General features: G+C 40.5%; 12 protein-coding genes. 8 read left to right on the top strand and 4 right to left on the bottom strand.

Going from position 1 to position 15,273, the window contains the following annotated elements; translation table 11 throughout:
* The first annotated feature begins 22 nt into the window (after positions 1-22).
* The 3 genes from AC5590_RS28640 (at position 23) to AC5590_RS28630 (ending at position 4,306) form a co-directional block, all read left to right on the top strand.
* Positions 23-838 carry a hypothetical protein gene (locus tag AC5590_RS28640; protein ID WP_169266708.1) on the top strand — a complete coding sequence of 272 codons (816 nt, stop codon included), beginning with the start codon at positions 23-25 and terminating at the stop codon, positions 836-838.
* A gap of 168 nt (positions 839-1,006) precedes the next feature.
* The gene (locus AC5590_RS28635; RefSeq protein ID WP_169266707.1) at positions 1,007-4,120 is read left to right on the top strand and encodes an efflux RND transporter permease subunit; all 3,114 of its coding nucleotides are present in this window, start codon (positions 1,007-1,009) and stop codon (positions 4,118-4,120) included.
* A gap of 42 nt (positions 4,121-4,162) precedes the next feature.
* On the top strand, positions 4,163-4,306 hold the full coding sequence (locus AC5590_RS28630; protein ID WP_169266706.1) for a hypothetical protein: 144 nt from the start codon (positions 4,163-4,165) through the stop codon (positions 4,304-4,306).
* A gap of 144 nt (positions 4,307-4,450) precedes the next feature.
* Here the strand turns inward: AC5590_RS28630 and AC5590_RS28625 are convergent, their stop codons facing one another.
* The 3 genes from AC5590_RS28625 to AC5590_RS28615 form a co-directional block, all read right to left on the bottom strand.
* Positions 4,451-6,421, bottom strand: coding sequence for a VWD domain-containing protein (locus tag AC5590_RS28625; protein ID WP_169266705.1), 1,971 nt, complete (start codon positions 6,419-6,421; stop codon positions 4,451-4,453).
* 747 nt (positions 6,422-7,168) lie between these two features.
* Complete coding sequence (locus tag AC5590_RS28620; protein ID WP_169266704.1) at positions 7,169-7,984, bottom strand: hypothetical protein; 816 nt, start codon at positions 7,982-7,984, stop codon at positions 7,169-7,171.
* 844 nt (positions 7,985-8,828) lie between these two features.
* Entirely contained in the window at positions 8,829-9,107 is a 279-nt protein-coding gene (locus AC5590_RS28615) for a hypothetical protein (protein ID WP_169266703.1), read from the bottom strand.
* A gap of 369 nt (positions 9,108-9,476) precedes the next feature.
* Between AC5590_RS28615 and AC5590_RS28610 the strand changes: the two genes are divergently transcribed.
* Both AC5590_RS28610 and AC5590_RS28605 read left to right on the top strand, forming a co-directional pair.
* Complete coding sequence (locus AC5590_RS28610; RefSeq protein ID WP_169266702.1) at positions 9,477-9,968, top strand: hypothetical protein; 492 nt, start codon at positions 9,477-9,479, stop codon at positions 9,966-9,968.
* Between the two features lie 8 nt (positions 9,969-9,976).
* The gene (locus AC5590_RS28605; RefSeq protein WP_169266701.1) at positions 9,977-10,429 is read left to right on the top strand and encodes a hypothetical protein; all 453 of its coding nucleotides are present in this window, start codon (positions 9,977-9,979) and stop codon (positions 10,427-10,429) included.
* Positions 10,430-10,502: 73 nt separating this feature from the next.
* On the opposite strand, the gene AC5590_RS28600 is transcribed toward AC5590_RS28605, so the two are convergent.
* The gene (locus tag AC5590_RS28600) at positions 10,503-10,817 is read right to left on the bottom strand and encodes a TMEM14 family protein (RefSeq protein WP_169266700.1); all 315 of its coding nucleotides are present in this window, start codon (positions 10,815-10,817) and stop codon (positions 10,503-10,505) included.
* A gap of 88 nt (positions 10,818-10,905) precedes the next feature.
* Here AC5590_RS28600 and AC5590_RS28595 point away from each other — a divergent pair, with 88 nt between their 5' ends.
* The 3 genes from AC5590_RS28595 to AC5590_RS28585 all read left to right on the top strand — a co-directional run bounded on the left by AC5590_RS28595 (position 10,906) and on the right by AC5590_RS28585 (position 15,146).
* Positions 10,906-12,243, top strand: coding sequence for an ATP-binding protein (locus AC5590_RS28595; RefSeq protein ID WP_169266699.1), 1,338 nt, complete (start codon positions 10,906-10,908; stop codon positions 12,241-12,243).
* Between the two features lie 127 nt (positions 12,244-12,370).
* A complete protein-coding gene (locus AC5590_RS28590) occupies positions 12,371-13,675 on the top strand; it encodes a tellurite resistance TerB C-terminal domain-containing protein (RefSeq protein WP_498824177.1) in 1,305 nt (434 codons plus the stop codon).
* A gap of 145 nt (positions 13,676-13,820) precedes the next feature.
* Positions 13,821-15,146, top strand: coding sequence for an ATP-binding protein (locus AC5590_RS28585; RefSeq protein ID WP_169266697.1), 1,326 nt, complete (start codon positions 13,821-13,823; stop codon positions 15,144-15,146).
* Positions 15,147-15,273: the final 127 nt, after the last annotated feature.

The raw sequence follows: 15,273 nt of genomic DNA, 5'->3' as shown, positions 1-15,273 counted from the left end.
TTTAACTATAGTAAAGCTTAAAATGAGCGAGCAAGAAATGACTTGGGAGGAATGGCTAGAAGAGTTATCTGTGGCTTCAGGTGGGCATATTGACTACTGGTTACTTGACGAAGAATCAGCAAAAGCTCACCACCCTAACCTCTATGAATATTACAAGATAGGATATGACGTTAACGATCTAATCAGTGAGCGACTAATGAGTTATGAAGGAGACGTGTTGATATGGCTAGACCCGGATGACTCTGGTGATATAGATGGTGATATAGATGAAAATCAATTAGATGCAATATTATCAAACACTGAGTTTTATAAAACCTTTTCTGAAGAAAATTCTAATCTAAAAGTTTTAAACAGCCTTAACATAGCTGAGGAAAAATTACGAATAACTCTTAAAAAGCAGATTTATATTGCTGCGATAACTTGCCTTGAAACTTACTTATCTGATGCATTGATCAATACAGTCTTATCGAATGATAAGTATATTAAATCTTTCTTTTATTCATTCAAGGATTTTAAGGAACAAAAAATTAGCCTGAATGAACTGTTTAATTATGCTCAAAATGCGGAAGAAATCGCCAAAAAAGCAATGTTGAATTTAATTTATCATAATCTGCCTAAAATTAGCAGTCTGTACAAAGCCATACTTGATATATCATTCCCAGACTTTTCCAAAGTTCAGAAAGACATAGTAAATAGACATGATTTAGTGCATCGAAATGGAAAAACCAAAAAAGGGGAACATATTGTTATCAACGAGAAATTTGTTTATGAGGTTATCTGTAGAATAGAAAATTTTGTTAATGAGATTGACCAAAAGTTAAACAGCCTTCCTGAATAGGATGTAAACACCTTCCTCCTCTTCTCTTTCTTTTCTTGGCGTCCTTGGCGCCTTGGCGGTTCGTTTTTCATCATTTTTTGTAAGTCCTAAATTTTATATTTTAACTTCATATTTGGCAACATCATCCACGCCAAACTTTAAAAGAAAAAATCTGCGAGATCAAAACTCATGAACCTTTCAGAACTCTTTATCCGCCGTCCCGTCATGACAACCCTAGTCATGATAGGTATCGTCATCTTCGGTCTCATGAGTTATGCACTCTTACCAATTAGCGCCTTACCTCATGTAGAATATCCCTTCATTTCCGTCTCCGCCAGTTTACCCGGTGCGACACCCGAAACAATGGCATCTTCCGTTGCTTCACCCCTAGAAAGACAATTTTCCAGCATAGCCGGACTCAATTCCTTCAACTCCACCAGTTCAACAGGCAGTACCAACATCTCCCTGCAATTCGACTTCAGCCGCAGCGTAAATGATGTTGCCAAAGATGTCCAAGCAGCAATCTCAGCAGCAGCTGGACAATTGCCACCAGGTATGCCCAAACCTCCAACCTACCGCAAAGTCAACCCGTCGGTTGCACCAATTCTCTACCTCTACATGTATTCTGAAACCCTCCCTATCGCGACAGTGGACGAATACGCAGAGATTACAGTCGGTCAGCCAATCTCAATGATTGATGGCGTTGCCCAAGTACAAGTATACGGTCAGCAGCAATATGCTGTTCGCGTCCAAGTTGATCCACAAAAATTGACAACGCGGGGAATTGGGCTAAATCAGGTTAGGAATGCGATCGCCCAATCAAATGTAAACCTACCAACTGGCAGTCTTTCTGACCGTAACAAAACCTACACAATCCAAGCAAACGGTCAACTCACGAATGCTGCTGCTTATCGTTCACTCATCATCAGTTATAAAAATGGCGCACCTGTAAGACTCCAAGATGTAGGGCAGGTGATTGACAGCGTGCAAAATGATAAAGTCTTGAATCTCTACAACGGCATTCATTCGATTGTTCTAGCTGTACAGCCTCAACCAGATGCCAACACAGTGGAAATTGTCGATACCATCAAGCAACTTTTACCCACTCTGCGCGAACAGGTTCCCAAATCACTTGAGATGGGCATCATGTACGATCGCTCTGAATCGATCCGCGCTTCCGTTGATGATGTGAAATTCACCTTATTTCTATCAGTTTGTTTGGTTGTCGTAGTCATCTTCCTATTTTTACGTGAACTATCTGCCACACTCATTCCCAGTCTGGCACTCCCTGTGGCACTCATCGGCACATTTGCCGTAATGTATTTGTCAGGCTATTCTCTGGATAATATCTCACTGATGGCATTAACGCTCTCAGTCGGCTTTGTTGTTGATGATGCGGTTGTTGTACTGGAAAATATCGTTCGTCACCGCGAAATGGGTGAATCTCCACTGGAAGCGGCGTTCAATGGCTCGCGAGAAATCAGCTTCACAATTGTGTCGATGACGTTATCGCTGGTGGCGGTGTTCATCCCCCTCATATTCATGGGTGGATTAATTGGTCGGTTGTTTCATGAATTTGCCGTCACAATTGCCGTTGCGATTTTGGTGTCGGGATTCGTTTCCCTCAGCCTCACCCCAATGCTGTGCAGTCGATTCATCCGTCCACCAAATCATCAGCATCAAAGCCGTCTGTACCGAGTCTCAGAGCGTGTTTTTGATTTACTGTTGCGGGGCTATGAGTGGAGTCTCAAGCCATTTTTCAGATACCGTCTCACAACACTCATCGGTTCGGTCATTCTCTTAGCGTTGACAGTCTACTTATTTGTCCTTGTTCCTAAAGGATTCATCCCCACAGAGGACACTGGACAAATCATGGCAAACACGCGAGCAGCACAAGAGATATCTTTTGATGCTATGCTAAGTCACCAGCAGAAAGTCGTTGACATCATTCGTCGAGACCCCAATGTAGAAGCTGTTGACTCTATTGTAGGTGCAAGTGGACCGAATGCTGCTGTCAACTCCGGTCGAATTACGATTCTGTTGAAGCCGCGTTCTCAACGCCGTCTCAATTCCGACCAAATCATTCAAGAAATGCGCCCTAAGTTAACGCGTATACCGGGCATCCAAGTGTTTTTACGCTCTCCACCAGCTATCCCTATTGGTGGTCAACAGACCAATTCATCATATCAATTTTCGTTGCAAAGCCTTGACCTGCAACAACTCCGTCAATACGTTCCTATATTGAAAGATAAAATTAAAGCGCTACCAGGATTCCGGGATGTTGACAGTGATTTAGAACTAAGTACTCCGCAGTTACAAGTCGAAATTGACCACAAAAAAGCAGCAACGCTTGGTATTACGGCAGAACAAGTCGAACAAACACTCGGCGCTGCTTATGGTTCTAGCCAAATTTCAAAAATCTATACCCCAGACGATCAGTTTTATGTGATTCTGGAACTAGAGCCGCAGTATCAGAAGGATCCGAACTCTCTATCGCTACTTTATATCCAATCGAGTAATGGACAAGAGGTACCTTTAACGGCGATCGCCCATATCACCCAAGGAGTCAGTCCCCTCACCGTCAAACACGTAGCTCAACTCCCTTCTGCTACTATCTCTTTCGATGTAACACCAGGAATGTCTCTGAGTCAAGCGACAGATACCATCAAGCAACTCGCTAGTCAGATTCTGCCTCAAAGCATTACTACCAACTTTCAGGGTTCGGCACAAGTCTTTCAACAGTCTTTCAATGATTTAGGCTGGCTGTTGCTTGTGTCGATTGTGGTGATTTATCTGATTCTGGGTATCCTCTATGAGGATTTCATTCACCCCATAACCATTCTTTCTGGTTTGCCTTCGGCTGGCTGTGGTGCTTTGTTAACACTGTTGATTTTCGATGTCGAGTTAAATCTTTACTCCTTTATCGGAATCATTTTGCTAGTAGGTATTGTAAAGAAAAACGGCATTATGTTGGTAGACTTCGCCATTGAAGCGCAGCGACGAGAAGGGAAAAATTCGTTTGATGCTATCTACGAAGCCTGCTTAGTTCGCTTCCGTCCGATTATGATGACAACAATGGCAGCTTTAATGGGGACAATACCAATTGCGTTGGGGACGGGTTCCGGTTCTGAAGCGCGTCGTCCTTTGGGGATTGCGATCGTCGGGGGATTAGTGTTCTCTCAGATTTTGACGCTTTACTTGACTCCAGTGTTCTACACTTACATGGAAGAATGGCGGAAAAAGCTTGGTCAACCTAAGTTTCCGAGATTTTTTTCTCGCAAGAAAGTTAAGCACTTGGGCTAAAATTTCAGCCCAGGCTTTGCTCATAAAGGAATACGGTTGGTGATGCAACGGGTAAAACATCTGGGAAGCAACATTGAGTTGACCAAAGCAAGACGGATGAATCAAAATACTATTGACGGCAGAGTGTACAAAAGCGAAAGATGGAAATATGATGCGATTGGCAATGCGACGAACACGTGTCCGTAAGGACTCAGGGACTCACCAATCACTGTAGATTTAGAATTGCTGAGCGTAATTATGCACACACTACGCGTAAACGCAGAGTGTGCCGTAGATATACGCATAGCATCTGAGCAGAAGATACACTAGGAAGATCGCTCCGAAAGGTCTTTATAAGCAACCTACAATAGGTGCGCAAACTTTAGGTTTAACCCGCTCTATTGTGTTATCAATGACTCGTTGGGATGTAGGAATGTTTAAACCAGGGAAAAGTGTGTTAAGGGTTTCTACGTAGCTATTGATTTCCGCTGTAGCGCGAGCAAACTCAGAAAATCCTGTGAATCCAACATCAAAAATACACCCCTCCATCATATCTTGAGTAACCTTCGCCGCTTCACATGCAGAACGCGCTTTTTTTACCTGTTCTGAAGACAACATTTCTAGTTTGAGATATTTGTCTGGGAATTTGCGATCTGTATAATTCTCTGTGGTCTTATTAGGCAAATAATCAAACAGTGACTCTTTTTGACTAATGCGCCAACTATTGGCAAAATCCTTGTAAAGTTGGTCAAAATAAAGTTTTTCGGCTGCATTTAAGGAAACAGGAAGTTGCCCAACTCCGACTAGGTTTAACACCTGCTTTACATCCCCATAAGTTGATTTTGAAGATAAAACACCCCCACCACGAATTTTTTGGTCATCCTTGGGATTACCATTGACATTACCGAGTAAACCACTATAGCGCTCAGGTTGTGAATCCAACACGAAAGGTGAGACGTTGAAATAGAAATTACCTCCAACTTGGGCTGTGTCTACTACAACTTTCTCACCTGTAGAGAAATTGACTACATAGGTATCACCACTTTTAGCTATAGTGTTACCACCTGGTAGTGATAGAGAATCACCTTGAATGACAGTTGGTTTGCCATTAATTCTTAGAGGAGTGCTGGTATTAGAGTCAGGAAACTCTTTTGAATAAAATGCCACACGGTCACTACCCACTTTCATGGCTACAGCACTATTCAGTGAGAGTGATGAATTGACAGGCGCATGACGTACTTGAACTTCAAATTTACCATCGTTAGATTTAACAACGATGAATTCTCCAACTGTCTGAAAGCTGTAGCTTAATCCATCAAAGGTTATCAAGTGAGGATCACCATAACTCTTCCCTTGTTTCAATTGTCCATTGGGTCTATTTGATTGATTTGGTGTCTTGTCACAATTAGGTGGGTTTTGCTGGGTTTTTATAAATTTTCTAAATGATTCTCTACGGGTTTTACCACCTCTTTTATAGATAGCAGTACTAATTCCGGACATCAAACTCGTCCAGCTATCTTCTTGCAAGGGATCTCCTACCTTGCGACTCAGCCGATCTTGTGGTCTTGATGCTCCTCTAGTGTAAAAAGTGACACTTTCATCAGGATTTCGTTCAAATCCAAACTCGCGCGAACCATATTCTGGATGGGAACCAGTTTTAGGTGTTTTAATAGTGCTAAACACGAAATTTGAGTCACTACGGTCGCTTAGTACGACGCTGCCGTTATCTGGTCCATAAATGTCGATATCTATGATATCTCCAAGCTTGGGAGCCTCACTGCGTCGGCGTTTAAACTCATTAATCTCGTCGAAGCGTGGGTTACTGACTGTTCCATTAAGATCTCTTAGCATTTCGCCAAGAAAACTTTCCGGCGTCACTCCTTGGGGCATCCTATTGAATGTGATTTTATACTCGTCATAAATATATTCCCCTGAACCGTCGGCGATTGGCTGTAGCTCAGCTTTTGCACCTGTAAGAGCAGTTTGTACTTCGCGAGGAAGACCATTAGGTCTGCTCAATTGCAATAATCGTTTGTATGATTCAGATTTACACGGATCAAAATTAGATTCATTGGGATTTTGAGTTAAGTAGGTTGAATTGGAAACAGAAAGAGTGCTGTCTAGGATGGATGGCTTTGAAAGTTTTTGAGACAGAAAGTCAAGTGCCTTGTGTGTGTCATCATAACCAGCTTCAATTTGTATAGCGGACGGAGTTGTCGCCACCACACGAGCGGATAACAACGTGCTTGGAGTGAAGAAAGAAGCTACTAGGGCAACAATGAAGCTGATGATGGCAAAGATAACAAAGCGAATCCGAGGCATAAATTACCTACTCTATTCTTGTAGCTTATTTATTGACGCAAAGTATTACTTAATACAGCCATGACGACTTGAGTATGCAGGATCAATTTGATTGCAACTACCTGAAAGTTAAGCTCCTAATTTGAACATTTATAGATTAATCTGAGGTTGGACGCAGAATTTACGTAAATAATGAAAAAACTTTACATTGACGTTTACACTAGCGTGAGCGCCCTACAAAATTTATCAGAGATTTTGAAGCTATAAGTTTCTAAAATTAGGAGGCTCAGAATGACGAAATGTAATGATTTTCTCCTGAATAAACAAAGGGTTTTATTGTCTGCTTGAGTTAATGAAAAACCAATTTAACCGCTGTAATTGACTTATACTTTGCTATGTATCCCCCTTCTTCTTCTTAGGAAGGTCGAGTTAATGCTGAAAACCGAGCAAAAGATTATAGCAAGTACGCGATTGAGAAATGTGCCCGGAGAAAATAATGTACTGAACAAGGTTGCAATCAATCTTGCAAGAGTAAACGTAACACGTAAATTTGTAGCAGACCACAGATATAGCTCAAACCCTGTGGTATAAACACATTGGCGTTGCTGAACCAAAATATGAATCTATGTGTAGAGACTTTATATGTAACGTCTCTACAGTTTTTTTACATGTTACAAAAAAGTTACATTTATAATTCATGACAAAATTCAGCAACGCCAACAAAATGTATCAGAAAATCGCTTATAACAGCAAAAACACAATCCCTTTTTAAATACAAGATTTTTCTACCAAATTTTGAACCTCATTCCACCAATTAGTTAATTCAGTATGCACTTTCTCTGGTATTATTATTTTATTATTCAGATCAGTAGGACTTCCACCAAACTTAATTGGGTGAATCTCATGAATTTCCATCTTCGTCCCCATTACTTTTTTATCAAGTGACGACGGGTTAATTCTGCGTATGTCTTTACGTATATTTCGATTAGTTGTGTTTGCTAAGCTTCTAGCTTTAGCATACTCTGCTTTTGATAGCAACCGAAAAGGTCCTTGTGGTCTAGGTACACCGCTTATATCAGGATATTTTTTCAGAGCCTTAGCCAACGCCCAATCGATCAAAAACTCACCACCTGCCTCTTTTATCCAAGTAATAAACGGAGCAGCGGTAGTGGCTTTAGGAGGTGTGCCTTCAATTACACCTAAAACACTCTCAGTCAAAGAGTTAGCAACTTTGTTAACAGATGCAGCAGTACAGAGAGTTTGCTGAGTCTGTTGCATAGTTCCTATGAAGTCACTCGCAACAGCTTCTCTAGTGAACCAGGATATGGTACTTGCAATCGTTACCAATACGGTGGCTGCGGTATAAGCCATCTTAAAAGGCTCTGCTATCCCACCACGAATTGAACAACTGCGAGATGTTATTTCAATATTTGTCTTCTGTAACATTGTCGCTTGCTCCTTCCAATCATCGGGTAGCCAAATGAAATAAAGATTGAAAATTTTTGAAAATTTAATCCACTTACTACAACTATCAGGCTCAACAGAAAAGCTCGTATCACCGAAAGTTAAGTAATTTGGAATCAAAAACAAGGATTAATTTTTTGTGACCTTTTCTGTCTACAACGCAACTTCAAAAAAGAGATTTTTGGGCAAAATTCCAAAATCATTTCTGGAAAAGCGCCTAATTCTAGCTGTCTATAACTCAACAAAGCTAAGTAAGATAAAAGGCACTTCTATCTTCTATCCTTTAACCATTGCCACACTCTCCATAATCATCTACGGCTTTTAGGTCTTAAACTAGAAAACACTTAGTTCGTACGTTGGTACTACTTATAGATAGAATGTACAAATTTTTAGGAAGAGTTATCTATTAACCCTTTGAACTACGTTTAAAGCCAGACTTATAACTTTAATATTGATAATTTTCAACCAAGTCGTTTGACAAAACACAATAGAGTACACCATGGGACACACCTACATTTAAAATGCACATACCAGTGTTCAAAAGATAGTCCTACTCATTCACAAGTAGAACTCAGTTAATAAGCTGAACTCAAGTAAAACCTAAATCAGAAAAGTTGCAGAACTTTCACGTTTACTCGCAACATTTCTTTACTGTCAATACACTTGAGTTTTTATGCTTATAGATTTCTTCTTTCTAGATTGAATTGTTTTATTGAATTGTTTTCTGTAAACTCTGAGAACTAGAAAATCTTAGATTTCTATAAGGTACATACATTATTACCTTAAATTTTTGCTGGAGAAATTTGTGTGGCTAGCACCACACAAAATCTTCATAAAAACTAGCACTTTAGAACGTGTTTATAAAGCAACTATGAATAACTTGATACGTGAATTTGTCAATACTATCTTCTACTCAATATATAGTAATTATTTAGCACAAGAATATTTCACCCGCTTCTCAACCTCAACCCCCATCAAACAGCTGATGCAACAAAGCCACCTCACCAACACCTTGCGACTCCAACCCATCCGCACCAACAACATGAGAACACACAGCACTTAACTGCATCAAATTCTCCAAAGCAATCACAACCGCCTCCGCATCCGGACTCCGCTTCAACCGCGCCTTCGTCTTCTTCTTCCCCTCACAACAAATCTGGTCTTTCGTATTGATGCTATGACGAGTCGCACACAAGTCCAGACAAATATAATCTTCCTTTTCACCCAAAGGCGTAATAGCCACCTTCCCCGTCCTCAACCCCTCACGAAACTCCCAATATATACAACTGAGACTTTCGGTTAAAAAACAAAGAACGCTCATCACTCTTATCACAAAAACAGCAACCACTTGCATTCATCATCCACCAGAAAGCAAACTTGCCAACGTCCCGGAGATTGCAATTGTTGGCGGATTGGTGTTCTCTCAGATTTTGACTCTCTACTTGACTCCTGTGTTCTACACCGACATGGAAGAATGGCGCAAACAGCTTGGTCAACCTAAGTTTCCGAAAATTTTCTTTCGGAAGAAAGCCAAGCACTTGGGCTGATTTATAAAACTTAGTACGTATAATATTACGTATAGCTCCGAGTTTGCAAAGCAAGTCCTTATTCTATGGTTATCAGCGGTAAAGATGGTATTTACAGTGATGAGTTGATTAGTGCGACTGAGTTGAATCGCCAGCCTGGTCGCGTTTTGGATATAGCTTTAAAGCATCCAGTGACTATCACTCGCAACGAGCATGCCTTTGCACTGCTGCGGCGAGATGAAATGGCGGGGTATATTAAAGCAGCCGCTATGACCAAAACTGTAGTTAAGATTCTTAATATTGCTTATCAATTGAGCCAGGGAAAAGAGATTGCTTCCGACCACGAATATAGATGGATGAAAGCGTTTGAGGCCGAAGAGTTAAATGAACTGGTCGCAGAGATAATTAATGCATGTAGTGTAGGTTCTGATACTGGTAATTGGAACTCGCTCGATATCGTGATACATGAGTGGCACGAAAGTGCTATTGCAATTAGTAGTCCAGAACTGGAGAAAGCTTTCAGTGACGATGACGACGAGGTGTCATTGACTCCACCGACTACTAGCGTGATTGGGTAGTGAGCCAGATGACCCAACTATGTGTGACATTTACTACTTTTTCTTCTAATGTAGTGCCGCCAGAAGAACCACTCTCCAAACCGCAAACAGATATATCTACATCTACATCTGCTAAAGAAATTGAAGAAAACCCACATGCAGAGCCGTCTAAAGCCGCTGAAATAGCAACAGTGCCACACTGGCTAGTGGTGGCAAAGAATCGACGGGTGAATCGAGACTGGGAATTATTACTGTCGCGTGCGCCGGAAAATGCTACTCGTTGTTATGAGGATTTATCTACCGCCCCTATGACTAGGAAACCTGGGCGCGTTTTTCCATTGAAAGGCAAACGCTATAAGGGTGCATGGGAATACGAAGTCACCAAGGGAGATAGGGGATTTTATGTCCCTGACGCTCAACAGCAGAAAGTAGTTGTTTACTATGCAGGAGAGCATCCTAAAAATGCTCCCCTGCCTGAATAGCGATATCGCTCTTTTTTGATCTAGAAATATAGTGCACAACGTCAAAAACCAATACTGGTTATAACTTAGACGCTTACGCTACCATCTGATTGACCATCATCGCTAATGCTACCAAACCCAAAATAGCCATGACTCCCGCAGGCATAAACTTGCGTGTTTTCACTAGTCTAATTCCAAAAGTTATGACTAAAACAGCGGTGATCGCAGCTGCTAACGTCAAACCCCAAGTTTGTCCTTGGAACTGGACAAAAGCAGCAATAATCAGTAGTAAGCCACTGATACCACCACTGATAAGAGAAACTTTGCTATTCGCTTTACGGTAGCCGATGATGCCACCAACCAGAGCCACAACGCCGTAGGCAAGAGCTGTAACAATACCTAAAGTCATTATTAAAAACCTATGTAGATTTTGATTTTGCTGCAACCATCAGCAGACAATTTACCATAGCTATTAAGCTATATCACTCTTTTGATAAATGGATAATCAAGCGAACACAAAAGTTCAATTCCTCCAGCGCGAAGCTGCATCCCTCTTACTCTACCAATCGGTCCTCCAAAGTGAAGTCGGGAGGGCATATCTTGACCTATTGCAAGCAATACGCTACACTGATGCCGATGGACAAGGTTGTCTCCAAGCATACGGCAATTACTTCAGGTGCTTGGCTGCTAAACATCAAAACTGGGAGGAATATCTGATTACTCAAATTCTCAGAGCAGATAATCCTTTTACTCAACTTGCTCAACAACAAGAATTTGAAAGTCTTCCTCCAGCTTTAGTCGCAGCAGCTGAGCATGATTTACGAGCGTTGCAAAGTCTTGATGAGTGTGGCAGCGCTATTTTGAGTCAGTGGGTGCAAGAAGTAGCTCATTTAAGCGTTTCACCAGTCGTATGGTATGTAGAGCAAAATCGAGTCGCAAGAGTTCACGAATTTCCACTTATAGAGAAGTTACAACAGCTGGAAAATTGGGCTGATGCTGTGAAAGAATTGGCAGCGTATTATCGCCAGTTTGGTACAGGTTTATTTGCAGAGTATAAAGCTGCGCGTTGGCAAGGTGGGGAGTTTATCCCAATACGCTATTGTGATCCAATTGAGTTAAATCAACTTGTGGGTTACGAGTCGCAAAAAGAAGCATTGTTGAAAAACACAGAGTTTTTATTATCAGGACAGGTGGCGCTGCACGTCTTGCTTTACGGTAGTCGCGGTTCGGGAAAATCTTCTTTGGTGAAAGCTTTACTGAATGAGTATGGCAATTCCAATTTACGCTTACTGGAAGTAGCCAAATCTGACTTGAAAGACTTACCAAAAATTGTGGAACAGTTACGAAGTGTGCCACAAAAGTTTATCATCTTTGTTGATGACTTGTCTTTTGAAGAAGATGATGATGCTTTCAAAGCACTCAAAGTGGTTTTGGAAGGCAATTTAACCGCACGTTCTCAAAACATTGTAGTCTATGCAACATCTAACCGCCGCCACTTAATTCGAGAGTTTTTTGCAGATAGACCATCTCCCAGAGACAACGACGAAGTTCATGCATGGGATACCATGCAAGAGAAGCTATCTTTTAGCGATCGCTTTGGTTTAACCTTGACCTTTGAAGGTGCTGATCAGAAAACTTACTTACAAATTATCCGGCATCTTGCGGCACAAGCTGAAATTGATATGAGTCAAGAAGATTTGGAACGTCAAGCTTTACTATGGGCAACTCGCCATAATGGTCGTTCTGGAAGAACAGCAAGACAATTTGTTGATTTCTTAAAAGCAGAGTTGACTGTGTCTAGTTCAACCCATCATGCAGCAAACACAGAATCATAAAAGAAAGACATTTCGTTTTTAATTTTTCCGTTTTCTCGACTCTAATGTTAAAAATAATAACACCTATAGCTTGAAAGGCGACAATGTGAGACTCCTTAAGTGAAAAAATATTTAGAATGATTTGGCTATGTTAAAAACAAGCAATATGCAATCAGCGATCGTGAGTAATCGACTTATTATAGGTATAGTTGCCTTTGGCGTGAGTTTTGGTCTTAGTCTCGTCCTTAGCTGGGATTTTAATAAAGCTTTTCTCACAGGTTTAGTGACTGTACCTGCTACGTATCTATCAGCTTTATTTGTAGACAAGCGCAAAAGAAATTATGAAATGCTGATTTTAGATTCTCTACAGAGGCGAATTAGAGATCTTGAGGGACTAAAGTCTCGCATTGTCACAGAAGTTAACCAACTTGAAGCGCATAACGCTTTACTGCATGCAGAGTCAAGCAATTTACAAAATCAAGTTATAGAACGACGTAACCAGAGAGATACTCTTAATAGAGATATAGGCGTTTATATAATAGAAAAAAAACAGTTACAAGCAAAAATAAACTATTTACAAAATGAACTTAGCGCAATTGAGGAATCAAAAGTAGAACTTAATAATACCTTTTCGACATTAACCGCTGAAAAACGGCGTTTAGAATTAAACTCTAACATAGCACGTTCTGAAATTATTCAACTGCAAGCTCAAATCAGCGAACTTCAGCAGCAAAAGCAAGAATCAGAAAACAGCTTAATTCTGCTGAATCGGCTTAAGCCTCAACTAGAAGAAAAATTATACGAGTTGCGAGTCCAAATACAAGAGGTTGAAATCCAAGAAAACCAGCAAAAGCAACTCATGTTAGAGAGAAAAACTGAGAAAGAACATATAGAAGTAAGCCTGAATGCTTTGCAAACCGAATTAACAGAACAACAAACTCAACTACAACACTTACTCGGGCAAGTTACATTGTTGCAGGAAGAACGTGACCAATTGCAAAGCCAAGTTTGGGAACTTCTCCACCAAATTGAAACCCTGACAACTCAAGAAAAATTTAATGAAAACGAACAGGAAGAGGACGAAGATTTATTTCCTTTTTCTGAATTACTAGAATCCTTAGAGCCAAAAAATACTACCACTGTATCAGAAAATGTTCCCGAAGAATGGAGGAAATTTAGCGAACAGCTACAGGGTTATGAAATTCGGGTATTAAAAGCTATCCTAGAGCAAGACAACCCTTATCCTGTCATTAAAAAGATAGCTGAAGAAAATATTACAATGCCAAATCTACTAATTGATTCAATAAATGAACTTGCTAATGATACTATTGGTGAATTGATAATAGATTCGAGTTCAGAAACGCCACAAATTTATGAGGAATATAAAACAAACGTCAAAAACATACTTGCCATGTATGAATATAAAATGACTGAAGAAACCTCACTCAACTAAAATTCAGTACAATATTCTTCCATATTTCAGCTATAAATACTTTCACCTAGGTTACATATTTGGTAAATTGCAACAGAGGAGACGCCCACTCAATGCTTTTCCACCTGCTTCCTAGGAACAAGAAAAGTGAGGTGCATTAATTTACATGACAAAGCTCAAAATCTCAAAAAAAGTATCCACTGCGTTGATAAATTCTCTAGGTGCGGGAGTCGTACCTAGAGTCGGATTAGAACACATAGCAGTAGGGCGGGAACAAGAATTTAAAACCCTATCACAAAATCTTGATGACATAGCAGAAGGGGTAGCAGCATTTCGCTTCGTCATTGGTAATTACGGTTCCGGCAAAAGCTTCATGCTACAATTGCTTCGCAACCGTGGTATGGAGCAAGGTTTTGTCGTAGCTGATGCTGACTTATGCTGGGAACGCCGATTAGCAGGAAGCAACAACGAAGGGTTAGCAACGTATCGAGAACTAATGAGGCATCTTACTACAAAAACTCGTCCTGATGGTGGTGCATTGGTTTCCATTTTAGAAGGATGGATTAATAAAATTCAACAAGAAGTTGCCAAACAAACCGGGATGCGTCCCAATGACGAAGGTTTTGATGATCGAGTTGAAGAAAAAATCAGAGAAGTCGTTCAATATATAGAAGACTTAGTTCACGGATTTGATTTTGGTAGTGTTATTGTTGCTTACTGGCGCGGCTATCGCTTGGATGATGATGATTTGAAAAATGCAGCACTGCGATGGTTGCGGGGAGAATTTTCCACCAAAACTGAAGCAAAAGCCGCCTTGGGAGTACGTGTTATTATTGACGATGAAAGTTGGTATGATTACATTAAACTCATTGCTAAATTTGTTGCGGAGATTGGCTATAAAGGTCTTTTAATTTTGCTAGATGAAGCTGCGCTTCTATACCAGATATCTCCAACAGTGACACGGGAAAAAAACTATAACAGATTGCTAGGGATGTTTAATGATATTATGCAGTGTAAAGCAGAACATCTTGGCATTTTTCTTGGTGGTACCACAAGATTTTTAGAAGACCCAAATCGAGGTCTTTTTGCAGATGCTGCTTGGCGAAGACGGACAAAAGAAAGCCGTTTTGTCACTCAAGCCGGTGTCCAGGAATATATGGGACCAGTCATGCGGCTTAACCCGCTAACAGAAGCAGAAATCCTGACGCTTTTGCAAAGATTAACAGAAATCCATGCTATCAACTTTGGTTATGAGAAGAATTTCAAAAATAGTGATTTGAAGGATTTTGTACAAGAAATTGTTAAGCGTTTGGGTGCAGAAGCTTTGCTGACACCAGGGGAAATTGTACGGGATTTCCTGAGTGTATTGAATCTTCTTTATCAAAATTCAAATCTTTCTTTTGCTCAACTCATTCATGGTGCTAACTTTAAACCGACTGTTAAGGGTAAAGATGCAGATTTGGATGATAATGCAGCAGAATTTAGTTTGTAAAAGTAACTGTAAAACACAACATATAAAGTAGAGTGACAGGATGCGTATACTCAGATCTTGTACCATACTTTTCGTCCGCCAAGAAATAAATTTCTTGGCTCAAAGTCCAAGTCCGTTAAAACGGACT

This window comes from Brasilonema octagenarum UFV-OR1, from assembly GCF_963888615.1.
Classification (GTDB): domain Bacteria; phylum Cyanobacteriota; class Cyanobacteriia; order Cyanobacteriales; family Nostocaceae; genus Brasilonema; species Brasilonema sennae.
This window is presented reverse-complemented; position numbering and strand designations above follow the sequence as displayed.